Origin of the sequence: Nitrosomonas ureae, assembly GCF_900206265.1 — a bacterium.
GTDB lineage: Bacteria > Pseudomonadota > Gammaproteobacteria > Burkholderiales > Nitrosomonadaceae > Nitrosomonas > Nitrosomonas ureae_C.
On the sequence record NZ_LT907782.1, the window covers coordinates 2,098,978 to 2,123,293 of the forward strand.

18 protein-coding genes, 1 other RNA gene and 1 riboswitch are annotated in these 24,316 nt (G+C 47.5%); of the genes, 7 read left to right on the forward strand and 12 right to left on the reverse strand.

Features of this window, described 5'->3' with window-relative positions; genetic code table 11:
• Positions 1-5 precede the first annotated feature (5 nt).
• Positions 6-1,820: a translational GTPase TypA gene (gene typA / locus CPG39_RS09745; RefSeq protein ID WP_096293133.1), complete on the forward strand. Its 1,815-nt coding sequence runs from the start codon at positions 6-8 to the stop codon at positions 1,818-1,820.
• Positions 1,821-1,885: 65 nt separating this feature from the next.
• On the opposite strand, the gene CPG39_RS09750 is transcribed toward typA, so the two are convergent.
• The 9 genes from CPG39_RS09750 to rnpB all read right to left on the reverse strand — a co-directional run bounded on the left by CPG39_RS09750 (position 1,886) and on the right by rnpB (position 12,142).
• A complete protein-coding gene (locus CPG39_RS09750; RefSeq protein WP_096293134.1) occupies positions 1,886-2,860 on the reverse strand; it encodes an endonuclease/exonuclease/phosphatase family protein in 975 nt (324 codons plus the stop codon).
• 57 nt (positions 2,861-2,917) lie between these two features.
• Positions 2,918-5,338, reverse strand: a complete 2,421-nt coding sequence (gene gyrB / locus CPG39_RS09755) for a DNA topoisomerase (ATP-hydrolyzing) subunit B (RefSeq protein WP_096293136.1) — start codon at positions 5,336-5,338, stop codon at positions 2,918-2,920.
• A 78-nt stretch (positions 5,339-5,416) separates the two neighbouring features.
• Positions 5,417-6,532: a DNA polymerase III subunit beta gene (gene dnaN, locus CPG39_RS09760; RefSeq protein ID WP_096293138.1), complete on the reverse strand. Its 1,116-nt coding sequence runs from the start codon at positions 6,530-6,532 to the stop codon at positions 5,417-5,419.
• Between the two features lie 189 nt (positions 6,533-6,721).
• Positions 6,722-8,101, reverse strand: a complete 1,380-nt coding sequence (gene dnaA, locus CPG39_RS09765) for a chromosomal replication initiator protein DnaA (RefSeq protein WP_231990441.1) — start codon at positions 8,099-8,101, stop codon at positions 6,722-6,724.
• 71 nt (positions 8,102-8,172) lie between these two features.
• The gene (gene panC / locus CPG39_RS09770) at positions 8,173-8,997 is read right to left on the reverse strand and encodes a pantoate--beta-alanine ligase (protein WP_096293141.1); all 825 of its coding nucleotides are present in this window, start codon (positions 8,995-8,997) and stop codon (positions 8,173-8,175) included.
• 14 nt (positions 8,998-9,011) lie between these two features.
• Entirely contained in the window at positions 9,012-9,803 is a 792-nt protein-coding gene (panB, locus tag CPG39_RS09775; RefSeq protein WP_096293142.1) for a 3-methyl-2-oxobutanoate hydroxymethyltransferase, read from the reverse strand.
• A gap of 54 nt (positions 9,804-9,857) precedes the next feature.
• Positions 9,858-10,346: a 2-amino-4-hydroxy-6-hydroxymethyldihydropteridine diphosphokinase gene (folK, locus tag CPG39_RS09780; RefSeq protein ID WP_096293144.1), complete on the reverse strand. Its 489-nt coding sequence runs from the start codon at positions 10,344-10,346 to the stop codon at positions 9,858-9,860.
• A gap of 18 nt (positions 10,347-10,364) precedes the next feature.
• Complete coding sequence (gene pcnB / locus CPG39_RS09785) at positions 10,365-11,753, reverse strand: polynucleotide adenylyltransferase PcnB (protein ID WP_096293145.1); 1,389 nt, start codon at positions 11,751-11,753, stop codon at positions 10,365-10,367.
• 88 nt (positions 11,754-11,841) lie between these two features.
• An RNA gene (rnpB, locus tag CPG39_RS09790) (RNase P RNA component class A) lies at positions 11,842-12,142 on the reverse strand.
• A gap of 322 nt (positions 12,143-12,464) precedes the next feature.
• On the opposite strand from rnpB, the gene CPG39_RS09795 reads away from it, so the two are divergent.
• Positions 12,465-15,803 (forward strand): mechanosensitive ion channel domain-containing protein, encoded by a 3,339-nt coding sequence (locus CPG39_RS09795; RefSeq protein ID WP_231990275.1) that lies wholly within the window; start codon positions 12,465-12,467, stop codon positions 15,801-15,803.
• A 26-nt stretch (positions 15,804-15,829) separates the two neighbouring features.
• Here the strand turns inward: CPG39_RS09795 and CPG39_RS09800 are convergent, their stop codons facing one another.
• Both CPG39_RS09800 and CPG39_RS09805 read right to left on the reverse strand, forming a co-directional pair.
• Positions 15,830-17,185: a TolC family outer membrane protein gene (locus tag CPG39_RS09800; protein WP_096293149.1), complete on the reverse strand. Its 1,356-nt coding sequence runs from the start codon at positions 17,183-17,185 to the stop codon at positions 15,830-15,832.
• Positions 17,186-17,273: 88 nt separating this feature from the next.
• Positions 17,274-17,927 (reverse strand): protein-L-isoaspartate O-methyltransferase family protein, encoded by a 654-nt coding sequence (locus CPG39_RS09805; protein ID WP_096293151.1) that lies wholly within the window; start codon positions 17,925-17,927, stop codon positions 17,274-17,276.
• Between the two features lie 64 nt (positions 17,928-17,991).
• Positions 17,992-18,098, forward strand: a riboswitch (TPP riboswitch).
• 36 nt (positions 18,099-18,134) lie between these two features.
• Between CPG39_RS09805 and thiC the strand changes: the two genes are divergently transcribed.
• Both thiC and CPG39_RS09815 read left to right on the forward strand, forming a co-directional pair.
• Complete coding sequence (gene thiC / locus CPG39_RS09810; protein ID WP_096293153.1) at positions 18,135-20,030, forward strand: phosphomethylpyrimidine synthase ThiC; 1,896 nt, start codon at positions 18,135-18,137, stop codon at positions 20,028-20,030.
• A 45-nt stretch (positions 20,031-20,075) separates the two neighbouring features.
• The gene (locus CPG39_RS09815; RefSeq protein ID WP_096293155.1) at positions 20,076-20,900 is read left to right on the forward strand and encodes an undecaprenyl-diphosphate phosphatase; all 825 of its coding nucleotides are present in this window, start codon (positions 20,076-20,078) and stop codon (positions 20,898-20,900) included.
• A 65-nt stretch (positions 20,901-20,965) separates the two neighbouring features.
• On the opposite strand, the gene CPG39_RS09820 is transcribed toward CPG39_RS09815, so the two are convergent.
• Positions 20,966-21,418: a rhodanese-like domain-containing protein gene (locus CPG39_RS09820; RefSeq protein ID WP_096293157.1), complete on the reverse strand. Its 453-nt coding sequence runs from the start codon at positions 21,416-21,418 to the stop codon at positions 20,966-20,968.
• Between the two features lie 107 nt (positions 21,419-21,525).
• Here CPG39_RS09820 and CPG39_RS09825 point away from each other — a divergent pair, with 107 nt between their 5' ends.
• The 3 genes from CPG39_RS09825 (at position 21,526) to ettA (ending at position 24,299) form a co-directional block, all read left to right on the forward strand.
• On the forward strand, positions 21,526-22,266 hold the full coding sequence (locus CPG39_RS09825) for a pseudouridine synthase (RefSeq protein WP_096293159.1): 741 nt from the start codon (positions 21,526-21,528) through the stop codon (positions 22,264-22,266).
• A 19-nt stretch (positions 22,267-22,285) separates the two neighbouring features.
• Positions 22,286-22,525, forward strand: coding sequence for a DUF2835 domain-containing protein (locus tag CPG39_RS09830; protein WP_231990442.1), 240 nt, complete (start codon positions 22,286-22,288; stop codon positions 22,523-22,525).
• A gap of 109 nt (positions 22,526-22,634) precedes the next feature.
• Entirely contained in the window at positions 22,635-24,299 is a 1,665-nt protein-coding gene (gene ettA, locus CPG39_RS09835; protein ID WP_096293162.1) for an energy-dependent translational throttle protein EttA, read from the forward strand.
• Positions 24,300-24,316 lie beyond the last annotated feature (17 nt).

A 24,316-nucleotide genomic window follows, 5' to 3' on the forward strand; every position in this document is an offset into this window, starting at 1 on the left:
TATTTATGTCTCGCCCGATCCGCAATATCGCCATCATCGCTCACGTTGACCATGGTAAAACCACTATGGTCGATAAACTCCTGCACCAAGCCGGCACCTTTGCCGCACATCAGCAAATTTCCGAGCGCGTGATGGATTCCAATGATATTGAGCGCGAGCGTGGTATTACTATTTTAGCCAAGAATTGCGCTATCGACTACGAGGGAATTCATATCAATATCGTCGATACCCCCGGACATGCGGATTTTGGCGGTGAAGTGGAGCGTGTACTGTCGATGGTCGATGGCGTATTACTATTGGTCGATGCCGTCGAAGGTCCAATGCCGCAAACCCGTTTTGTCACCAAAAAAGCGCTTGCGCTGGGCCTGCGCCCGATCGTCGTGATCAACAAGATTGACCGGCCGGGTGCACGCGCCGGCTGGGTGGTTGATCAAACCTTTGATCTGTTCGATAAATTGGGTGCCAGTGAAGAACAACTTGATTTTCCCGTTGTTTATGCCTCGGCATTAAATGGCTTTGCTACTTTGGATATGGATACATCCAGTGCAGACATGCGTCCGTTATTCGACACTATCCTCAAATATGTTCCCGCCCCTGAAGGCAATCCTGATGAACCGCTGCAACTGCAAATCAGCGCACTGGATTATTCCAGTTTTGTTGGCCGTATTGGTATTGGCCGCATTCATCGCGGTAAGTTGAGGCCTGGTCAAGAGGTTATGGTACTTACGGGTGACAAATCACCGAAAAAAGCCAAAGTCAATCAGGTTCTCGGTTTCCGTGGTTTGGAGCGGATACAGATGAAAGAAGCGTTGGCCGGTGATATCGTATTGATCAACGGTGTGGAAGATTTGAGTATCGGTACCACTCTGGCAAGTATCGACCAGCCGGAAGCACTACCTATTCTCGCTGTGGACGAACCAACCCTGACCATGACATTTCAGGTCAACACCTCGCCATTTGCCGGCCAGGAAGGTAAATTCGTCACCAGCCGCCAGTTACGCGAGCGTCTGGAAAGGGAATTGTTGACCAATGTTGCCTTGAGAATGGAAGACACCAATGAAACTGACTCGTTTTTGATTTCAGGACGCGGTGAATTGCACCTCACCATTCTGCTCGAAAATATGCGCCGCGAAGGCTACGAACTCGCCGTCTCACGCCCTCACGTGGTAATTCGTGAAATTGACGGCATTAAATGCGAGCCGTTTGAAATGCTCACTGTCGATGTAGATGAAGCCAATCAGGGTGCCGTGATGGAAGCTTTGGGTGCACGCCGTGGTGATTTACAGGATATGGTATCGGATGCTAAAGGACGTGTGCGCCTGGACTATCGTATCCCTGCGCGCGGTTTGATCGGCTTTCAGTCCGAATTCATGACCATGACACGCGGCACTGGCTTGATGAGTCATGTATTCGATGAATTCGCCCCGATGCGTCCGGAAATCCCGCCGCGCAGAAATGGTGTGCTCATTTCCGCCGAACAAGGTGAAGCCGTTGCGTATGCATTATGGAAACTGCAAGATCGCGGCCGCATGTTCGTCAGCCCCGGCGACCGCTTGTACGAAGGCATGGTGATTGGTATTCATACCCGCGATAACGATTTGGTCGTGAATCCGATCAAAGGCAAACAACTGACTAATATCCGCGCTTCGGGAACCGATGAAGCTGTCACGTTGATTCCGCCGATTCAGCTCACGCTGGAATCCGCGATTGAATTTATCGCTGATGATGAATTGGTAGAAATTACGCCGAAAACGATCCGGATTCGTAAACGCCATCTATTGGAACATGAGCGTAAGCGTGCATCACGGGTAGCTGCGTAAGTACCGTAAATTCCTGTAAAAGACCACCTATTTGAGTAGCCGTTGACATACCTCGCTTGCTGTATCTAGGGTAGCGTGACTGAAACAAAGACACCGGCATGATCCGATACACTGGTCTGATCAGGATCAATAAGGGTGTTAAATACCACCCGGCTTTCACGCAAGCGCTTTTCCGTATTCATAAAAATGTAGTCAATGCGCCTGGCAGATCCCCCTGCATCCAATGATGAAACCCCGACGGTACAATGCGCATCCGCTTGCTCGGGGTTAGCGCATAAATTATCCAGCGATCTATTCTGCGCATAAGCATCGATAAAACCGGCGCTCACAATCCTATCGTAGAAAGGTCGTTCCACAAAGGGGTCTGTACGGAAACGGTCGATATTGAAATCACCGCCAAGAATTGTAAAATTATTACTTGGAAAGGATGCCTCCAGCTCACTAATGAACGGCAGCATAACATCCAATTGGGCATCCAGTTGATCCGCGGTACATGCAGCACAAAGATGAGTATTGTAAATATTCAGTTTACTGGATTGAGGGACATTGATGCGTGTCATCATCACATTTCTTGGCAACTTGATATCATGTCCGCGAAAATTCAATTCCGTCGCATGCGGCAAACGCCGAGTGGTTCTGAAATCAATTTCGCAACGACTCAATATGGCATTAGCCACGCCTATCACGCCCGGCAACCCGATTTCAAAAGCCGTGTACAAATCATAATCACGTTTGCGGGCACGAAGTTCCTTTTGCAAATCTTCCGCGCTATTTTCAGTATGAACCAATGAACCTCCAACCACCTCTTGGAGCAGAATAACATCCACCGGTGTTTTCTCCGCAAACTCGGCAACAGCTTTCAGACGCTGCTCGCGCATTTCAATTTCTTTAAACAGAAGATTGATGGATAAAACATTAAGGTAACCACGACTGACCACATCATCACATTGAACTAATGGTTCTTTATCCTTATTATCATTTTTAGCACAACCGGATAATAGAGAAATACTAAAAATAGCGATGAAAAGTAGGCTTCTCATGATTTAATCTCCTGATAACACTGCTGTAAACAGGATTTTCCCTGGTTACTCATCAATCTAAATATCGATATTTGTCGCCCGTAGCGCATTCTTCTCGATGAACGCCCGCCGTGGTTCGACCATATCACCCATCAATGTGGTAAAAATTTCGTCGGTGAGGATGCTATCCTCGATTTGCGCACGTAGCAGGCGACGGTTTTCCGGATCCATCGTAGTTTCCCACAATTGGCTCGGATTCATTTCCCCCAGGCCTTTGTAGCGTTGCACATTCAGGCCTTTTTTCGCTTCTTCCAGCAACCATTCAAGTGCGTGTTTGAATTCGTTAATAGCTTGCTTACGTTCACCGCGTCGAATATAAGCACCCTGATCCAGCAAACCTTCAAATACCTGCGCGGTTTTCTGGATCTGCACATAGTCGCCACTCTCCACAAAATCATTATCCAGGTAGCTAGTCAGCACGTTACCATGCGACATGCGCATGATTTTCAATCGATAGCGTTCGTGCACATCATCATATTCCGCAGCGATTTCCACATCCTTAATACGTGCAGCCAGACGGGCTGCACTGTCAATCGCCGTTTGTTCATTGTGCAAGTCGATATCCGGCTGGCGCAGCAACGCGTGCATTACGTTACTATCGATCATCTGGCTCATGCGCTCGATAACCGCTTCCGCCAGAATGTATTCATTGGCGATTTTTTCCAGTGTTTCGCCGCTCAAAGAGGGTCTTCCCTCACCGGTATGCAGCTCGGCATCGGTTAACGCGAGGCTGAGCAGGTGTTGTTTTAATTCATGATCATCCTTGACGTAACGTTCTTTTTTACCGTGTTTGATTTTATACAAAGGCGGTTGCGCGATATAAATATGACCGCGCTCGATCAGTTCGGGCATTTGCCGGTAAAAGAAGGTTAACAGCAAGGTGCGGATATGCGAGCCATCCACGTCCGCGTCAGTCATGATGATAATGCGGTGATAACGCAGCTTATCCGGGTTGTATTCATCCTTACCGAAACCGGTTCCCAACGCGGTGATCAAAGAAATGATCTCCTGAGACGAAATCAGCTTGTCAAAACGCGCTTTTTCGACATTCAGGATTTTTCCCTTGAGTGGCATGATCGCCTGGAATTTGCGATCGCGCCCCTGTTTGGCGGAACCACCGGCGGAATCACCTTCGACCAAATAGAGTTCGCACAATGCCGGATTTTTTTCCTGGCAATCAGCCAGTTTTCCAGGTAATCCCATACTATCGAGCACACCTTTGCGGCGTGTCAGTTCACGCGCCTTACGGGCAGCTTCGCGAGCTCGGGCAGAATCAATAATTTTATTGCAAATGGTTTTTGCATCCAGTGGATTTTCAAGTAAATACTCAGACAGCTTTTGCGTCACAACCTCCTCCACTACGGGGCGCACTTCCGAAGACACCAATTTTTCTTTGGTTTGCGACGAAAATTTAGGCTCAAACAGTTTTACCGATAATACGCACGACAAGCCTTCACGCATATCATCACCGGAAGTTTCAACCTTGGCTTTTTTGGCCAGCTCATTTTTTTCAATGTAATTGTTAAGCGTGCGTGTCATTGCTGCGCGCAAGCCCGTCAAGTGAGTACCACCGTCCTTTTGCGGAATATTGTTGGTAAAACACAGCACTTGCTCGGTATAACTGTCATTCCATTGCATCGATACTTCGACGGCAATATTGTCCTTTACCCCCGTCGTATAGAAAATACTTGGGTGCAGCACCGTCTTACTACGATTGATGTATTCAACAAAGTTTCTGATACCGCCGGTAAAAGCGAATTTTTCATCCTTGCCGCTACGTTGATCGATCAGATGAATTTTTACTCCGTTATTGAGAAACGATAGTTCACGTAAACGCTTGGCGAAAATATCATAATGATATTCAATGTTGCCGAAAATTTCCTTGCTGGCAAGAAAATGTACTTCTGTACCGTGCCGTTCACTTTCTCCGATGATTTCCAATGGTTTGACTGGGACCCCCATACGAAATTCTATCTGGTGCGTCTTGCTATCACGCCTGATCGTGAGTTTCAACCATTCTGATAATGCATTGACTACTGATACGCCAACCCCATGTAAACCACCGGAAACTTTATATGAATTGTCATCGAACTTTCCCCCTGCGTGTAATTCGGTCATGACGATTTCCGCCGCTGAACGCTTCATTTCATCGTCCTGTTTAATCCCGGTGGGAATACCCCGCCCATTGTCCAGCACGCTGACCGAATTATCCGGGTGGATAGTGACGGTTATTTCATCGCAATGGCCTGCTAGTGCTTCGTCAATGGCGTTATCGACAACTTCGAATACCATGTGATGCAAGCCTGTACCATCGCTGGTATCGCCAATATACATGCCGGGCCTTTTACGTACGGCATCCAGGCCTTTGAGTATTTTTATGCTTTCAGAATCGTAATTGGCTGGATTTTCTTTGGGTACGTGGGGATTTTGATCACTCATTAGTCTGGGTACTTTATGAAGAAAGTTATGGAAGCGATTTAACGTTCGCGATTAAGATTGATGCTGGGGCGGCTACGATTAAATTCTCATGGGCATTACAATGTATTTGAATATTTCATTTCCAGGTACCGTCATTAGAACACTGCTGTTAGCATTTTCAAACGCGCATTGCACCATTTCACTCGTCACATTGTTTAATAAATCCATTAAATAGGTGATGTTCAGGCTGATGTCCACTGGATCATCCTGATAATTGATTTCCAGTTCTTCTTCGGCTTCTTCTTGCTCATTGTTCTTGCAGATAATGCGCAGATTATCTTTATTGACGATTAAACGCACACCGCGAAATTTATCGCTTTGATTGGATAGAATGGAAACACGCTGCAATGCTTGCAGAAAAACAAGCCGGTTAATTTCAAGCAATTTATTGTTTCTCGTCGGAATAACCCGATTGTAATCGGGAAACTTCCCGTCGATGATTTTCGATATCAGCGTTATATCTGAAAAAGAAAACCGGACTTTATTTTGGAAATATTCTATTTTTATCGGATCTTCATTGTCATGTAGTAATTTAGATAGCTCAAACACGGCCTTACGCGGTAGGATCACTTCCTGTTTTTTCTGTGCCTTATCCAAACCGGTAGAGACATAAGCAAGACGATGGCCATCCGTACCTACGCTGATCAATTGCTTACCATCAATCAACAATAAAAGTCCATTTAAATAATAGCGGATATCCTGCTGAGCTACCGCAAATTGAACAAGATGCAAAAGATCCTTGAATTCTTTTTGCTTAAGTGTAACAGCATTATCGGATTCCGGTTCTTCAGCGACTTCGGGAAAATCTTCCGCCGGAAGAATTTGCAGATTAAATGCGCTTTTATGGGATTTAACCAATAAATGATCGTCTTTCCGCGTTAACGTTACTTCGATATCGGTCGACAGTGAACGTAAAATATCCTGAAGTTTTTTAGCCGATACTGTGAAAGCGAAATCTTTTTGAGATGAAAGGCTTTCAGCAGTTTCCGTTTTGATTTGTATCTCCAGATCAGTGGTTAAAAAAGAGGTCTTTTCTTGATTTTGTCTGATCAGAACATTTGATAGGATAGGTAATGTTTGTCGGCGTTCTACAATTCCGGTTACAGTTTGTAGCGGTTTTAACAGGGTATCTCGGTTAGTTTTGATTAAAAGCATTGATTATGAAAATAGTAGTAATTAGATAATGTCTTTAATACTTCTGTATAGTTTATATCTTTATTTTAATTTCAATAAGATACAATAATTTTTGGGTCGGTATGACCAGGGTATAGATAGTGGATAGGTTGTGGATAAAAATAACAGATTTTTAAAATCAGCAGTTATCCACAAAGTGTTAAACAGTTATTAACCTCTTAAAATGAGTATTAAAGCGTTAAAATCCCGGCTTACCAAAGGATCGGAAATGCGCAATTCGTTAATCTTGCGGTAACCATGTAATACGGTAGTATGATCTCTTCCACCAAAAGCTTCACCAATATCCGGTAGACTTAGGGAAGTCAGCTCTTTAGCAATGGCCATTGCCATTTGCCGGGGCCTTGCAACTATCCGTGAACGTTTTTTTGAATACATTTCAGAAACTTTGATTTTATAATAGTCCGCGACAGTTTTCTGAATGTTTTCAATTGAAATTTGACGACTTTGTACCGCAAGCAAATCTTTTAATGCTTCTTTCGCCAAATCAAGGGTTATGTCCTGGTTGACAAAGCGTGAGAAAGCCAGCACTCGTTTTAACGCGCCTTCCAGCTCGCGTACATTTGAACGGATATGTTTGGCGATAAAAAAAGCGACGTTTTCATCCAGTCGGATTTTTTCCATTTCAGCTTTTTTCAAAAGAATCGCGACACGCATTTCCAGTTCAGGAGGTTCTACCGCTACGGTTAATCCCCAACCAAAGCGTGAAACCAAGCGTTCTTCCAATCCGGTAATTTCTTTGGGATAAGTGTCACAGGTAATAATGACTTGTTTGTGCGTTTCAATGAGTGCGTTAAACGCGTAAAAAAACTCTTCCTGCGTACGGTTTTTTCCACCAAAAAATTGCACGTCGTCAACCAGTAGCAGATCCAATGAGTGATAGTAAAGCTTGAACTTGTCAAATGCTTTGTGTTGATATGCGCTGACAACATCGGAGACGTATTTTTCCGCATGAACATAACGAATTTTTGCACTTTTGTTGTTTTCGTGTACGTAATTTCCAATTGCTTGAATCAAATGCGTTTTTCCAAGACCAACGCCACCATAGATAAATAGCGGGTTATAGGCAACCCCGGGTGATTCAGCTACTTGAATGGCGCCCGCTCGCGCTAATTGATTGGCTTTTCCGGTTATAAAGTTATCAAAAGTAAAGTTAGGGTTTAATCCATTGAGATTTTTTTTGGTAGGCTGATAAACAGTTTTAGGCTCCGGCTTGACTTCACCGGAGTTAGGTGTGGATTCTGATATCTGATTCGATGTATTGTTTTTGGTATCTGTTTGATCAGAAAGCTTTAAATGAAATTGGATATTTTTGTCAAAGTAGGCTTTTGCCATGCTTTCAATATGCATAATAAAGTTGTCCGCTACCCATTGCGATACAAAACGATTGGGTGCGATCAATACAACTTTGTTATCGCCATTGAATGCAAGATCAATCTCCAATGGCTTGATCCAGGTGTTAAATTGTTGTGCATTGAGTTCTTTTTGAAAATGATCCAGACAGGATAACCAAAAAGTGCTCAATGATTGCATCATTTTTTGTTCTTTATTTGTCTCGTTTGGAAAAGCAGTCATCATGCTATGCCCGTTACAAAAAACAGATGTTAGATTTCCAGGTTATCGATTAATCGCGTGTTATCCAGCCAGGCTGCGCCTAAAACGATCAGATCCTGATCGGAAGCCTGAGCAAATGAAAGCGTATTGCGATTATGGATGCTGATGTAATCAACCCTCCAACCGTGTTGCTCCAGGTTGCTGACAGCGTTTTGTTGCAATGTCTGAAAATTTTTATTACCGGAACTAATTTCTTGTTTGATCCGCAAAAGCGTTTGGTAAAGCCTGCAAGCTTCTGTACGTTGCACTTCATTCAAATACTGATTGCGTGAACTAAGTGCCAAGCCATCCGCCGCTCGAACGGTTTCACTCGCAATAATTTGAACAGGTAAATTTAGTTGTTGTACCATTTCACGCACTATATGCAACTGCTGATAATCCTTTTTGCCGAATACAGCGAATTCAGGTTGAATAATATTGAATAATTTCAATATGATCGTTGCAACACCACGAAAAAATCCTGGTCTAAATTTTCCTTCCAGGATATCTGCTACAGGTGGTAATGCTAACAAGAATTCTTGTGGCGTTGGGAAAAGAATTTTTTCATTAGGTGCAAAAACTATCTTGACATTTTGTGTCGACAGCGTCCTGCAATCTTCTTCGAACGTTCGGGGATATCGATTAAAATCTTCATGGGGAAGAAATTGCAACCGATTGACGAAGATACTGACAACAACACAATCTGCCAATTGCTTAGCTTGATCGATCAGAGCAAGATGTCCCGCATGTAAATTTCCCATCGTTGGAACAAAAGCAATACCTTGTTTTCGGCAAATATTTTTATGCAAACCGGGGATGTCGGTAATAATTTTCACGCAGTACTTATGAGTTAGAATTGATGTTCGGCACTGGGAAACTGTCCAGCTTTGACAGCAATGACATAATTCTCCACCGCTGCCGGGATACTTTTGGCTTCAATCATGAAATCTTTGATGAAACGTGGTTTTTTCCCTTGAGATAACCCTAACATATCGTGCAGTACCAGGACTTGTCCGGAACAGTTCTTGCCGGCGCCAATACCGATAGTAGGAATGGAAAGTGTTTGCGTGATTTTTTCAGCCAGTTTGGCGGGTATGAGTTCCATAACCAGCATGCCTGCGCCCGATTTTTCGAGAAGTTTTGCTTCATCCAATAATAGCTTGGCGGATTTCTCCGAATTACCCTGTAATTTATACCCACCCAGTTGATGGATGGATTGTGGAGTTAAGCCGATATGCGCGCAGACAGGTATACCGCGTCGGGTTAGGAATTGAATGGTATCAGTCATGATGTGACCACCCTCAATTTTTATCATTTGAGCTCCTGCAGCAATAATTCTGCTGGCATTCTTAAAAGCGAGCTGCGGTGAAACTTGATAGCTGCCGAAAGGCATGTCGGTGATAATGAGCACTTTGTCGGTGCCTCGTGCGACGCAGCGTGTGTGATAAATCATGTCATCGAGCGTGACGGATAACGTCGTGTTTTCACCTTGTAAAACATTTCCCAATGAATCACCGACTAACAATGCATCTATGCCTGAGTTTTCCAGAATGCGTGCGAAAGTTGCGTCATAGCATGTGAGAACAGCGATTTTTTCGTTGTTCTCAACCATTTTTTGCAGGGTAGCGAGTGAGGTTCTCATGCTTTTGTGTAGTGGTATTTTGTGGAAAAATAAGCTTCAGATCGTGATGTTTTATTATGAGTTGATTTTTAATAGTTCTTGATCTTTACATGCGGCAAGTAAGGGTGCAATGGGGCCATATCCCGGGATCTGGCAATCCGGAGCGATTTCTATCAGGGGTTGCAGTACAAATGCGCGGTGGATCATACGTGGATGCGGTATGATCAATCCGGCATCGTTGCATTGCAGTGCATCATACAGCAGTATGTCGAGATCCAGGGTGCGTGGCGCATTCAACGATTCACGCACGCGCCCCTGTTTGTGTTCGATAGCGAGCAACGCAGACAGTAAATCCAGCGGTGCAAGCCCGGTCTTGATCTGCGCTACAGCGTTGATGAAATCCGGTTGGTCCAGCCGTCCGACCGGCGCACTTCGATACAACGACGAGTGTTTTATGAGTTGTGTGTCAGTAAGCCGCCCCAATTCATTAAAAGCGCGTTGTATCTGAGAAATCGGAGTTTCAAGATTACTTCCCAGGGCGATAAAAACCAGTCCTTTTTCCATTGATATGAGATTTATAGTTTAAGTGTCCGAGTTGTCGACGGTGTTTTCAAGGGGATGAGCAGAGTTGGAGGATGATTTTTTGCGGCTGCGTTTTTTTCTCCCTTTTTTGAGGGTTGTTTGCTTGGGTAACATTTTTTCACGTTCGGCATTGTCTGCGGATAAAAATGCTTTCCACCATTCTCCGAATTCGGTACTGAGCTCACCGCTTTCGCAACGTAGCAACATAAAATCATAGGCGGCGCGAAACCGTGGATGAGCAAGCAGACGGAAAGGCTTACGTCCGATGCGTGCTTCGAAACGTGGTTGCATTGCCCAAATTTCCTGTATTACTGCATCAAAGCGGCGGGGAATCGCCAATTTTTTACGTTGTAGCGAAAGAATGTGATTCATTGCTTCAAACAAAGCAGGCAATGGCTTTTCTCCGGATGCTTGGAGTGAATTCCAGTGTGACAGTACTTCATGCCATAACAATATGGCAAAAAGAAACCCCGGCGAGACCGGCTTATTTTGCCTGACCCGTTCATCAGTATTTTTCAGTGCGATAGTGATAAAACGCTCGCCCAAGGGCTGTTCCAAGATGACATCGAGCATGGGTAATAGGCCGTGATGTAAGCCGCGCATGCGCAATTCAACGACACAGGCTAAAGCGTGTCCAGAGAGTAGCAATTTCAGCATTTCATCAAACAAGCGGGACGGCGGCACATTTTGCAGTAAAGGCGCCAGATCGCCGATCGGTTTTGCAGTTTGCGCATCAATTTGCATATCCAGCTTTGTAGCCAAGCGCACCGCCCGTAACAGGCGTATCGGGTCCTCGCGGAAGCGTTGTACCGGATCCCCGATAATGCGCATTCTTCTGGCCTTGATATCTTCGTAGCCATGCAGGTAATCCAGAATTTCTTCTTTGACAGGATCATAAAACAATGCATTGACCGTAAAATCACGGCGCATTGCGTCTTCTTCCTGACTACCAAAAACATTGTCGTGTAACAAGCGGCCATGCTGATCGATCGACTGCTTAAACGCCGGATCTTCATTCTCATCCGGTGAAGGCCCTCGAAAAGTCGATACTTCCACAGTTTCCGCGCCACACATTACATGTACCAAGCGAAAGCGTCGTCCGATAATGCGCGAGCGGCGAAAAATTTTATGAACTTCTTCAGGCGTTGCATTGGTTGCAACATCGAAATCTTTCGGCACCAATCCCAATAACAAATCGCGTACCGCGCCTCCGACGAGATAAGCGGAAAATCCGGCCTGCTGTAAATTGAGGGCAATTTTTAATGTGCAGGGGGTAATTTGGTTAGATCGGATTCCATGATGCTTGCTAGCAATAATATTCAGCTTTGTCAGCGATTCGGGGGCAGATGCTTTACGATTAAATACCTTGCGGAGAAGTTTACGGATCATTGCGATAATTGAATGTATTCGATGCTTATTATTGAGTTAACGAATAACCGCTTTGTATATATGGGTGACCATAACGAGCTTGTAAAATTGATGAAGCTGGCCGATAAGCCGGGTTCTGTCGTGGACAGTCATTCCTCTAGTTGCGCAGTTACCTGTGCACTCAAGCAACCTACCCGCAGGCTCCGCGAGCCGCATCATTGCCTGCCTATTTGGTCTTGCTCCGGATGGAGGTTACCGCGTTTCACCGTAACTGAATACGCTCGTCTCTGTGGCCCTGTTCCTCACCTTACGGTGGACGGCTGTTAGCCGTCATCCTGCTCTGTGGAGCCCGGACTTTCCTCCCCCTGTGTTCAAGAAGAACACCAGGCGGCGACTGTCTGACCAGCTTCGTCGGTTATTCTATCATTTGCAAAAATGATCGGTTGGGGAAATAATTGGTCTCAAGACTTTTACGCTTGCCTTTGAAATGAATGAATTATAAATTTTTCATTCGAATTAAAAATAAGGTATTTTAAAAGAGAGCCTGTTGCAATCGTTTTTGGTTGATTTGATATTTACCGCAAAGCATGTTTCCATGTTCAGTCGGATTAGCTCCTTTTCCCAAAGATCACGCATCTTTTATCACTATTAATTATATCTATGCTATTGAAATACTTCTCTCGTTTAGCGCTGTTTTTTCTGCTTCTGTGCAGCACATCAGCAGGACTGTTTTTGTTTACTGGCAGCGTTTACGCAAAAACACAGTCATCGGCTATTAAAGCCATCGATACCGCGCGCGTAGCGGTCGATCGCAGCAAGATGGAAGAAACGCAACGGCAAGCCGCCATTAATCATCTGGATGCCGCTAAAGCGGATGAACAGGAAGCTGAGATATTGAAAGAACGCTTGGCTACATTACAGGCTGAGACGGCAGATCAGCCGGCACGGATGGAGCGCCTGAATAAAGCATTGGCAACAAATCATGAGCAGGAGCTGCTCGAATGGTCCAAACGTATTCCGGCTGACGCGGATGGGGAAACGTTGGAACAGATTCTGGAACAGGAACGCACTATCATCACCGATCTGCATGCGCAGATCAATGCAGCGGGTACTGATCTTGCCTTGATATTATCACGTCCGGCTCAAGCGGCGGATGAAATCGCCACATTGCGCCGTCGCATCGAAGAATTATCCGTTTCGATCGTTGCTCAAAAAGATGAACCCGCAGCATTGTTTGAAGCCCGGCGTCTGCATCGTCTGAGTGAACAACGGCGGTTACAAATCACGCTGGAATTGCGTCTTGCCGAGCAGGATACCGCCACGCAACGTCAGCGTTTGCATGAGCTATCACTACGTGAACTGCGGTACCGGCTGGATTTGCATGAAGAGCGGATAAAGCATTTGCAGCAACGTATTACCAGTCGAGGCCGATATGAACTGGAGTCACTGATCGGACAATTGATTAAACGTGAAAAAGAGCTGGCAGGGGGCAACACTGTAGCGGCGGAAGCGGCCACAGTGAATCGTAAAACGGGTGAGGAACTTCTCCAGCAAAACGAACAATTGGCTCGGGATCGCGCTGCTTTGGTCCGGATCGAGCAAGCGCGTGAACGCATTGCAGTAACTTTAAGCGACACGCGTATCCGGCTTGACGTCGGTGGTACCAGCGAACGTGTTGGCCGCTGGTTATGGGGTGAACGGCGGCAGCTGGAATCTTTGACTCGCCTAAAAATACACTTGGAAAAGATTCGTAATGATCTGGCCGATCTGCGGCTGGAGCGAGTAATGCTGAGCGAGCAGCAGCGCAGCTTGCTGGATATCGACAATGCCGCAGACGCGTTGGTAGAGACACCCACAGGAGCGGATGATGATGCGCATGTTGATGAAGTCGCACAGAATTTATTGTTTCCTTTATTGCGCAAACGTACCGAACTGTTGGCATTATTGGAACCTTTGCTGCAGCGGCGTATTTCAGCTTTGGAAAAAAGCGAGCAAGCGCTGCAGGAGCAAATTTATAATGTTCAGGAACTACAGCAGATGCTGGAGCGGTATTTGTTGTGGATTCCCAGTCATGGCGTAATTAATGGCGATTGGCTGCAACGTTTACCCGAGGGATTGTATGATCTGATTAAACCATCGCGTTTCCTCACCACGATGGAGTTAAGCCTGCGCAGCTTTCATCAACAGCCGCTTCCGTGGATCGGTAGCTTACTGCTGGTATTGATCTTGCTGCTGCTCCGGCGCCGCGCACCCGGGCGTATCGAAACTTTGGCAGTGGATACCAGCCGGATTCGCCAGGACAGCTATTCCGCTACGCTTAAAACGTTGGGGTGGACCTTGCTGGCTGTTTTACCCGGCCCGGTGATGCTGATATTGTTAGGACAATTGCTACAAGGCATTGGTAATCCTGGACGTTTTAGCCATTCCATGGGTCAGGCTTGTATGTTGATGGCACTACCGTTGCTGATTGTGCAATTACTTTATTGGATCAGCAGGGAACAAGGTCTTGGTCATGCGCATTTCCGCTGGACCAAGCAACGCCGCGAGGCATTGCGTCAGTCGCTGCCGGGAATGGCTATTGTGGTGCTACCGTTATACTTCATCGGCTCGTTGGCATTTATCCGTAAGCTTGACCTGGCGATCGATGTGCAGGCGCGCCTGGCCATTTTGCTGAGCTGCGTGGTGCTTGCGTGGGTGCTTTGGCGCTTATTGGATGTAGGGCGGCTTTGGGTCATTCGCGGAGTAACCAGCGAACCATCAACTTTGCGCAAGCTATTGCGGGTGCTGCTTCCAATATCATTGCTGACGGTTGCAATTTTAGCGTTGACCGGTTATGTCTATACCGCAGGTATGATATTGCAGTCACTGATAGCCAGCTTTAGTGTGATTGTGATGGTGGCCATTGGAGTAGGGCTACTGGCACGCTGGTTTTTGCTCGGTGAGCGACGTCTGGCCCTGCATCGATTTGATGAGCGCCGCTTGGCAGCTGCTCAAGCTGCCGAAGAGTCCGGAGAGGCCATACCGGAACCGGAAGAAAATATTACTCTGGAACAAGTCAATACTCAGACGCGCCGCTTGTTGCGCGCCATTCGCTTAACGCTGCTTATACTGGGCTTGATCTGGGTATGGGCTGGCATCCTGCCTGCGGTTACCCGTCTGGATGAGATTGCCCTTTGGCATGTCAGTGAGGTGGGTGCTGATGGTGCTACGATCCAGCAATCAATCACATTGATTGCGGTATTGCTAGGTATCTTTGTTCTGGTTATGACGGTTATTGGAGCCAGAAATCTGCCGGGGTTGATCGAAATTAGCCTGTTGTCGCATATCCGCATCGATGCCGCTTCGCGTTATGCTATTACCAGCGTGTTGCGCTACACTATTGTGATAGGCGGCACCATCATAGGACTAGGTTTTCTAGGAATGCGCTGGTCGCAATTGCAATGGATGGCTGCAGCCTTGACGGTTGGGCTCGGCTTTGGTCTGCAGGAAATTTTTGCCAATTTTGTGTCCGGTATCATTTTGTTGTTCGAGAGACCTTTTCGGGTTGGTGATGTAATCACGGTCGATGGTTTTACCGGCAGAGTTACCCGCATTCGCACGCGAGCGACCACAGTTCTTGATCCGGATAACAAGGAAATCGTAATTCCCAATAAGACTTTTATCACCGGTCAACTGATCAACTGGACATTGACTGACTCGATTACTCGTGTGGTCATTAAGGTAGGGGTCGCTTACGGGAGTGATACTAATAAAGTTCGTGAATTGCTATTGCAAGCTGCCAGAGAAGATGAACGAGTACTGGCAGAGCCGGAGCCAACATGTTGTTTTCTTGCTTTTGGCGCAAGTTCTCTTGATTTTGAGCTGCGTATATTCGTTAATACCTTAATTCACCGACTGGAAGTTCAGGATGCCCTCAACACGCGAATTACTACATTATTTGCTGAACATAATATTGATATTGCCTTTCCTCAGCTCGACCTGCATGTGCGGGATCTGCCTTCCGGATTAATCCGGAGTCAAGCTCCGGCAACTATAAAGAATGAAGAAGCGAAGACAGATCAATCTTTGTGAAAATCACTATTTTGAAAGGTAGCCAATTACTGGGTGAGCATTGCGTTAATTCGTATGAGCGTATCCTCATCCAGTTCACCGGCCTCTGCGCTCAGGCGTAGTCTTGACATCAGATAGCCGTGATACGCCTTGGCCAGATCGCGCTTGGCAGAATAGAGTTGTTGCTGTGCATTCAGCACATCGACTTCGGTTCTGACACCGACTTCTTGTCCAAGCATGGTGGAATCCAATTGACTTTGGCTGGAGATCAACGCTTGCTTGAGCGCTTTAACCTGAGCAATGCCATTGGTTACATTGAGAAATTGCTGGCGGGCTTGTAAGATGGTATTGCGCCGGATGGTTTCCAGATCATGTAAGGCCCGATTCTGGTTCGCCAGCGCTTCACGGACACGGGATTGTACAGAAAATCCCTGAAACAGAGGGACATTAAGCTGGACACCGATGGACTTGGAAATCAGATCGATGCCGCGGCCGGTAATCGCGCCACCGACACCCGTTTGATCACTGTATTGTGCGACCAGATCCACGGTGGGGTAATGCTGTGACCAGATTCTCTTTACTTCCTGAGTAGCGATTTCATACGCCGCCTGTTGAATTTTTAATGCAAAGTTTTTTTCTTCAGCGGCATGAACCCATTCATCCATGCCGGTGTAAGTTAATTTGTCCAGGTCTGAAGCAATTTCCTTTGCATTCATCAGATTTTCAGGAAAACGATCAATAATCCCTTGTAGCGTGCGTTTGCGAATTTCCAGTGCATTACGCGCAGCAATTTCCTGTGATGCAGTGAGATCATGCCGTGCCTGTGCCTCGTTGGTGTCTACGATAGTGGATACGCCCACTTCAAAATTGCGTTTGGCTTGTTCGAGTTGCCTCAGAATGGCTGTTTTTTGCGCTTCGGCGACCTCAACATCGATTTGCGCATCCAATACGTCAAAATATGCCTGAGCGACACGCAAAATCAAATCTTGTCCGGCTACGATAAATTGTGCATCAGCTCTGCTGACTTCAGTTTTTGATTGCTGATAGATCACAATATTTTCCATCCGGAACAACGGTTGCGTGGCGGTTATCGTTACGCCACGGGATTGAATGGTGACCGGCGCAGGATCGATGTTGCTGTTCGTTGCGGAGCTGATTAAGCTGCCTGCGTTCACCTCTTGAACGGTGCGTGACCCTGTGAGCGTGATGGTGGGTAAAAACCCGGCTCTGCCTTGTACCAATTTTTCCTGTGTCGCCTGATAAGCTGCTCGGGCTGAGCGATATTGCGAGTCTTGCGCCAACGCTTCTTGATAAACACTCATCAGATCCGCAGCCTGCAGCGTGGAGATAGAAAGTGATAAGGCGCCTATCGAGAGAGCAAAAACCAATGACAAGAATTTCATGGATGGTTCCGATATAAATCCGGAGTTGATGAAGATTCGGCAATGAATGGATCGCTATGTTCGATGACAGACGTAATTGCTTCGATACTCAAAAGGTAAACCTTGATGGTTGCTGCGCATTGATAAACGGAACCGTACTGGTTTCAAACAACACGGTAGTGGTAAATTCACCGGGAGCCACGCAAGTGATCAATAAGGCCTCCATGACCGGATCTTCACCCACTATCGCAAACAGCCGTCCCCCCGGATTCAGACTGTTTTTAAAGGCATCGGGTAAAACCGGCGTGGATGCGGTCAGTACAATGACATCGTAGGGTTCATGCTGAGGCCAGCTGCGGGCTGCATCGCCTTGTTCCAAAGTGACGTTGGTAATCCCGTGCGCTTTGAGGTTTTTTTCCGCCATTGCTTTCAGTTCGGGGATGATTTCAACACTATAGACATGCGCGCCTTTGTCAGCCAGAAGTGCTGTCATGTACCCGCTGCCGCTGCCGACTTCGAGGATTTTGTCAGTTTTCCGGATATGTAGTTCCTGCAATATGCGCGCTTCCATTTTCGGCGTCAGCATGACTTGTCCAAAACCCAATGGAACTTCCATATCGACAAAAGCCATCGCAAGATTTTCCGCAGGCACGAATTCTTCACGTTTTATTTTGTACAACAAATCAAGCACAGTATCATCCAGGACATACCATGTGCGGATTTGCTGTGCCACCATATTAAATCGCGTTTGCTCAAGATCCATTTCTATTCCATATTGTTAAATTAACTTTAGACTTGCAATTATTTCACATTTCCATTAGCTTCACAGCATCAGCTAGGGGTCCGTTTTCAGAATTGTCTGATAATCTGGTGAGAAAGTCCCTTAATACCTGACGCGGATAATGCCGCCGTAGGGAAGCTGGGATTGATTCCCTCGCTCTTTATGGCATTTCTAAGGAGCATTTATATTATGAGCATTACAGTTTTAAATCCAAAAAATTTTTTGAGCGCAACCGCTCAAGTCGATGAGGCTGCCGTAAAGCCGCTGCCGAATTCACGCAAAATCTATGTACAAGGCTCTCGCCCGGATATACAAGTGCCGATGCGAGAAATTCGTCAGAGTAATACGACGACCAGCATGGGCGGAGAAAAAAATCCACCGATCTGGGTTTACGATACCTCCGGTCCGTATACCGATCCTGCGGTAAAAATCGATATCCGTTCTGGGTTGCCTGCATTGCGGGAAAAATGGATTGCTGAGCGGGATGATACCGAAATTCTGGCCAGTCATAATTCTGCCTATAGCCAAGCGCGCTTGCAGGATCCCAAACTGGCGGATATGCGTTTTAACCTGCAGCGCCAGCCGCGCCGGGCCATGGCAGGCTTGAATGTCACGCAAATGCATTACGCGCGCCGCGGCATCATAACACCGGAAATGGAATATATTGCCATCCGTGAGAATCAGCGCGTGGAAGCGCTTAATGTGCAAAATCATGAATTGTTGACGCGACAGCATCCGGGGCAGGATTTTGGCGCATCATTACCGAAAATGATCACAGCGGAGTTTATCCGCGCCGAAGTAGCGCGCGGGCGTGCCATTATTCCGGCCAATATCAATCACCCCGAATCCGAACCGATGATCATCGGGCGCAATTTCCTGGTGAAAATCAATGCCAATATCGGTAATTCCGCTTTGGGATCGAGCATTCAGGAAGAAGTGGAAAAAATGACCTGGGCGATCCGCTGGGGCGGCGATACAGTGATGGATCTTTCCACCGGTAAGAATATTCACGAAACGCGCGAGTGGATCATCCGCAACAGCCCGGTGCCGATCGGTACCGTGCCGATTTATCAGGCATTGGAAAAAGTCGATGGCAAAGCCGAAGAGCTGACCTGGGAGATTTTCCGCGATACGTTGATCGAACAGGCCGAGCAAGGTGTCGATTACTTCACCATCCATGCCGGTGTACGTTTGGCGTATGTGCCGATGACTGCAAAACGCATGACCGGTATCGTATCGCGCGGCGGCTCGATCATGGCGAAATGGTGTTTGGCGCATCATCAGGAAAGCTTTCTGTACACGCATTTTGAAGACATCTGCGAGATCATGAAAGCCTATGATGTCAGTTTCTCACTGGGTGATGGGCTGCGTCCCGGTTCCATTTACGATGCCAACGACGAAGCGCAGTTTGCCGAACTGAAAACACTGGGTGAATTGACCAAAATTGCCTGGAAACATGATGTACAAACCATGATCGAAGGTCCCGGTCATGTGCCGATGCACTTGATCAAGGAAAATATGGATCTGCAACTGAAACACTGCGATGAAGCGCCTTTTTATACGCTCGGTCCGCTGACGACCGATATTGCACCCGGCTATGATCATATTACATCCGCCATCGGCGCGGCCATGATCGGGTGGTACGGCACCGCGATGTTGTGCTATGTGACGCCGAAGGAGCATCTGGGTTTGCCGGACAAGGACGATGTCAAGGATGGTATCATCACCTACAAAATCGCCGCGCATGCGGCCGATCTGGCGAAAGGGCATCCCGGTGCGCAAATCCGCGATAATGCGTTGTCCAAGGCACGTTTTGAATTCCGCTGGGAAGATCAGTTCAATCTTAGCCTCGATCCTGATAAGGCACAGCAATTCCATGATGAAACCTTGCCACAGGATGGCGCCAAAGTGGCGCATTTCTGCTCGATGTGCGGTCCGCATTTTTGTTCCATGAAGATTACCCAGGATGTCCGGGAATATGCCGCCAATCAGGGCGTGGCGGAAGAAGAGGTGTTAAAGCTGGGTATGGAACAAAAATCAGCTGAATTCAAGGAAAAAGGTGCTGAGATTTACAGTAAATTGTAATCACGCTGTCCCCGATCAAATTGATATAACCCAACAAACACGCCGATGGATTTCATATTATTGTTTAAAGCGCTGATCCTCGGCGTGGTTGAAGGATTGACCGAATTTCTGCCGATTTCTTCCACTGGCCATTTGATTTTGTTCGGCGATTTACTTGATTTTAACGATGATAAAAGCAAGGTGTTTACCATTGCGATACAACTGGGCGCCATTCTGGCCGTGTGCTGGGAATATCGTAAGAAAATAGCGGGTATCGTGAGGGGGATCGGTTCAGATGCTTCATCCAATCGATTTGTGCTGAACCTGTTCATTGCGTTCATGCCTGCAGCCGTCATGGGTTTGCTGTTTATTGATGTGATCAAGCAATATTTGTTTAATCCCTTATCAGTGGCTACGGCGCTCGTCATCGGCGGTGTGGTGATTTTATGGGCGGAGCGCAGGGATCATGTAATTGATGTGGAACAGATCGATGACATGGATTGGAAACACGCGCTGAAAGTGGGTATGGCCCAATGTCTGGCGCTGATTCCAGGCACATCGCGCTCGGGAGCGACCATTATTGGCGGTTTGCTTTTCGGTTTGTCGCGCAAAGCTGCCGCCGAGTTTTCTTTTTTCCTGGCCATCCCCATCATGTTCGCCGCTACTTTTTATGATGTCTATAAAAACCGCGCAATCCTGGAATGGGGTGATATAAGTATGTTCGCTGTCGGCTTCCTGGGTGCATTCTTCAGCGCACTCGTGGCGATCCGCGGACTCATACGCTTCATCAGCAATCATGATTTCACCGTTTTTGCGTGGTACCGCATCGTGTTTGGTATTGTCATTCTGGTTACCGCGTATACCGGTGTGATTGGCTGGTCGGAAATGTAAAGTATGACGAGATAATTAATTTGAAGAAATAAAATCTCGGGAGCAACCTCCCGAGTAGGCTTATTTTAGCTCTGTACCCACGGCAGCCCTGCCACTTTCCAACCGGATACCTTGCCGCGCTGACCGCTGTCATCCATATCGCCTTCAAATCCTTCGAGGATGTTATAACAATCGGTAAAACCGCTTTGTGTGGCCATAATAGCGGCCTGATTCGAGCGCGAACCACTGCGACAGATGAACAGTACCGGCTGCGATTTATTGGTAAGGCTTGCGAGCCGGCCGAGAAAATCTGCGTTAGGTTGCATGCCGGGATAAGCGCGCAATTCAATTTCTGTTGCGCCGGGAATGCGTCCGACCCAGTCCAGTTCAGCGCGGGTGCGCACATCGACCAATTGTGCGCGAGTCGATTCTTGTAAAATTCGATAAGCTTCCATCGGGAGTAATGCGCCTTTGTAGGGAAGCTCCATTTCTTCGGCGCGTTGATGCGCTTTTTCCAATATGGCTGCGGTAGTTTCCATAAAATGCTCCTGATAATGTTATTAAAAACGATCGTTTGATTACCTTTATAATAAAGGTAATGCAAATTTCCCATTCATTCTTTTTACTACCAACATTATAACGCTTCATGGAGAAAATTCGCTTATCAAAACTGATGTCCGAACAAGGCCTATGCTCGCGCCGTGAAGCGGATCGCTATATTGAGTTGGGATGGGTGTTTGTCGATGGTGAGCAGATTTCCGAGCTGGGCACTAAGATTTATCCCACACAAAAGATCAAATTGAACAAAGCGGCGCAAGCGCAGCAAATCAGTCTGGTTACAATCTTGCTCAACAAGCCGGTTGGCTATGTGTCCGGGCAGCCGGAACCGGGTTACCGGCCGGCTATTGTGCTGATCAAACCGGAAAATCAGTTTATTCCCAAGCAACCGGCGCAACCAAACAAGCGATTTCAGCCGTCGCATTTAAAAAACCTAGCGCCTGCCGGGCGTCTGGATATCGATTCGCAAGGTTTGCTGGTGTTGACACAGGATGGACGCATTGCCAAGCAACTGATCGGTGAGGATTCCAATATCGAAAAGGAATATCTGGTGCGGGTTGAAGGTGTTTTACCGAGGGAAAAACTGGCGCTGCTGAATCATGGGCTTAACCTGGACGGCCAACCATTGAAACCGGCAAACGTGACATGGCAAAATCAGGATCAACTGCGCTTTATCCTGCAGGAAGGAAAAAAACGCCAAATCCGCCGCATGTGCGAACTGGTTAATCTGAAAGTGACCGGCTTGAAGCGGGTGCGCATCGGCAAAGTCAAACTGGGTAATCTACCCGAAGGCCAGTGGTGTTATCTGGAAGAGGGTGAGAGGTTTTGACAATGATTCCTTGAAATCAGTGAGGGTGCCGATGTATCAGCGGTTACGGGTTGTACTCAAAATTCCTGCGTATCAGCTTTTATACTACTACGAGGGTGAAGTCGATACGGTGGCGGCGGCAACCACGGATGGCCGCATCATTCATTTCCCGGCCAATGTGTTGCGTTCCGTGGTACAGAACCAAGGCGTTTATGGCACGTTTGAACTGGTTTTTGATGAAAACCATAAATTCGTGTCGATCCGTCGCATCGGCGATTAACGATAATCCGGCGCCCCTGCTTTCAATGCTCAAGCGCGTGCGTTACACTCTTTCATTATTGTTTTAAGTATTTATAACCTTTTTTTCATCAAATACGATAATTTAACTCATGGCCCAATATGTAATGTCGATGCTCCGCGTGAGCAAAATGGTTCCACCCAAACGTCAGATCATCAAAGATATCTCGCTTAGTTTTTTCCCCGGCGCCAAGATCGGCTTGCTCGGATTGAACGGCTCCGGTAAATCGACCGTGCTGCGCATCATGGCCGGTGCGGATAAGGAGTTTGACGGCGAGGTGCAGCGCCTGCCCAATATCCGCGTTGGTTATCTGCCGCAGGAGCCGCAACTGAACCCTGAGCACACCGTGCGCGAGGAAGTGGAAGAAGGCATGGGCGAAGTAACGCAGGCACAGAAGAAACTGGACGAAGTGTACGCTGCCTATGCTGAAGAAGGTGCGGATTTCGATGCTCTGGCCGAAGAACAGGCGCGCCTGGAAGCCATCATCGCGACCTCTGGCAGCGATACGGCGAATCAGATGGAGATCGCTGCTGATGCGTTGCGTTTGCCGCCGTGGGATGCGGTAGTCAAGCATTTGTCCGGTGGAGAAAAGCGCCGCGTGGCGCTGTGCAAACTGCTGCTGGAAAAACCGGATATGCTGTTGCTGGACGAACCAACCAACCACCTGGATGCGGAATCGGTCGAGTGGCTGGAGCAATTTTTGGTGCGTTTTCCCGGCACGGTGGTGGCGGTGACCCATGATCGTTACTTCCTCGATAACGCCGCTGAATGGATATTGGAGCTCGACCGCGGCCACGGCATTCCGTGGAAAGGCAATTATTCCAGTTGGTTGGAGCAAAAAGAAGCCCGGCTGGAACAGGAAAACAAGCAGATCGATGCGCACATGAAGGCGATGAAACAGGAGCTGGAATGGGTGCGACAAAATCCGAAAGGCCGTCAGGCCAAATCCAAAGCGCGTATTGCCCGCTTTGAAGAACTCAATTCGCAGGATTATCAAAAACGCAACGAAACCCAGGAAATTTTCATTCCCGTCGGCGAGCGCTTGGGTAATGAGGTCATCGAGTTTGACGGTGTATCCAAATCCTACGGTGACCGCTTACTGATCGACAATCTGAGTTTCAAGGTACCGCCGGGCGCGATCGTTGGCATTATCGGCCCGAACGGCGCGGGTAAATCGACTTTGTTCAAACTGATTACCGGCAAGGAACAGGCGGATTCCGGCACAGTGAAAATCGGTCACACGGTGCAGATTGCACATGTCGATCAAGCGCGTGATTCGCTGGAAAACGACAAGACTGTTTTCGAAGCCATTTCCGGCGGCAACGATTTGCTGGTGGTGGGCAAGTACACGACACCGGCACGCGCTTATCTGGGGCGTTTCAACTTCAAGGGTGGCGATCAGCAAAAGGTCATTGGCCAACTCTCCGGCGGTGAACGCGGCCGCCTGCATCTGGCGCAAACCTTGATCGCGGGCGGTAACGTGCTGCTGCTCGACGAGCCCTCCAACGATCTCGATGTGGAAACGCTGCGCGCGTTGGAGGACGCGCTGCTTGAATTCGCCGGTTGCGTGCTGGTCATCTCGCACGACCGCTGGTTCCTCGACCGCATCGCCACGCACATCCTCGCCGCCGAAGGCGAATCGCAATGGACATTCTTCAACGGTAATTATCAGGAATACGAAGCCGACAAGAGAAACCGTCTGGGTGAAGAAGGCGCGAAACCGAAACGGATACGGTATAAGCCGATTAGTCGATGATATTCGGGTCTGCCTTC

What these genes read in the sequence shown, in the direction of transcription:
- typA (WP_096293133.1), top strand. Translation starts at nt 6, where the DNA reads ATGTCTCGCCCGATCCGCAATATCGCCATCATCGCTCACGTTGACCAT.
- CPG39_RS09750 (WP_096293134.1), bottom strand. Translation starts at nt 2,860, where the DNA reads ATGAGAAGCCTACTTTTCATCGCTATTTTTAGTATTTCTCTATTATCC.
- gyrB (WP_096293136.1), bottom strand. Translation starts at nt 5,338, where the DNA reads ATGAGTGATCAAAATCCCCACGTACCCAAAGAAAATCCAGCCAATTAC.
- dnaN (WP_096293138.1), bottom strand. Translation starts at nt 6,532, where the DNA reads ATGCTTTTAATCAAAACTAACCGAGATACCCTGTTAAAACCGCTACAA.
- dnaA (WP_231990441.1), bottom strand. Translation starts at nt 8,101, where the DNA reads ATGCAATCATTGAGCACTTTTTGGTTATCCTGTCTGGATCATTTTCAA.
- panB (WP_096293142.1), bottom strand. Translation starts at nt 9,803, where the DNA reads ATGAGAACCTCACTCGCTACCCTGCAAAAAATGGTTGAGAACAACGAA.
- folK (WP_096293144.1), bottom strand. Translation starts at nt 10,346, where the DNA reads ATGGAAAAAGGACTGGTTTTTATCGCCCTGGGAAGTAATCTTGAAACT.
- pcnB (WP_096293145.1), bottom strand. Translation starts at nt 11,753, where the DNA reads ATGATCCGTAAACTTCTCCGCAAGGTATTTAATCGTAAAGCATCTGCC.
- CPG39_RS09800 (WP_096293149.1), bottom strand. Translation starts at nt 17,185, where the DNA reads ATGAAATTCTTGTCATTGGTTTTTGCTCTCTCGATAGGCGCCTTATCA.
- CPG39_RS09805 (WP_096293151.1), bottom strand. Translation starts at nt 17,927, where the DNA reads ATGGATCTTGAGCAAACGCGATTTAATATGGTGGCACAGCAAATCCGC.
- thiC (WP_096293153.1), top strand. Translation starts at nt 18,135, where the DNA reads ATGAGCATTACAGTTTTAAATCCAAAAAATTTTTTGAGCGCAACCGCT.
- CPG39_RS09815 (WP_096293155.1), top strand. Translation starts at nt 20,076, where the DNA reads ATGGATTTCATATTATTGTTTAAAGCGCTGATCCTCGGCGTGGTTGAA.
- CPG39_RS09820 (WP_096293157.1), bottom strand. Translation starts at nt 21,418, where the DNA reads ATGGAAACTACCGCAGCCATATTGGAAAAAGCGCATCAACGCGCCGAA.
- CPG39_RS09825 (WP_096293159.1), top strand. Translation starts at nt 21,526, where the DNA reads ATGGAGAAAATTCGCTTATCAAAACTGATGTCCGAACAAGGCCTATGC.
- ettA (WP_096293162.1), top strand. Translation starts at nt 22,635, where the DNA reads ATGGCCCAATATGTAATGTCGATGCTCCGCGTGAGCAAAATGGTTCCA.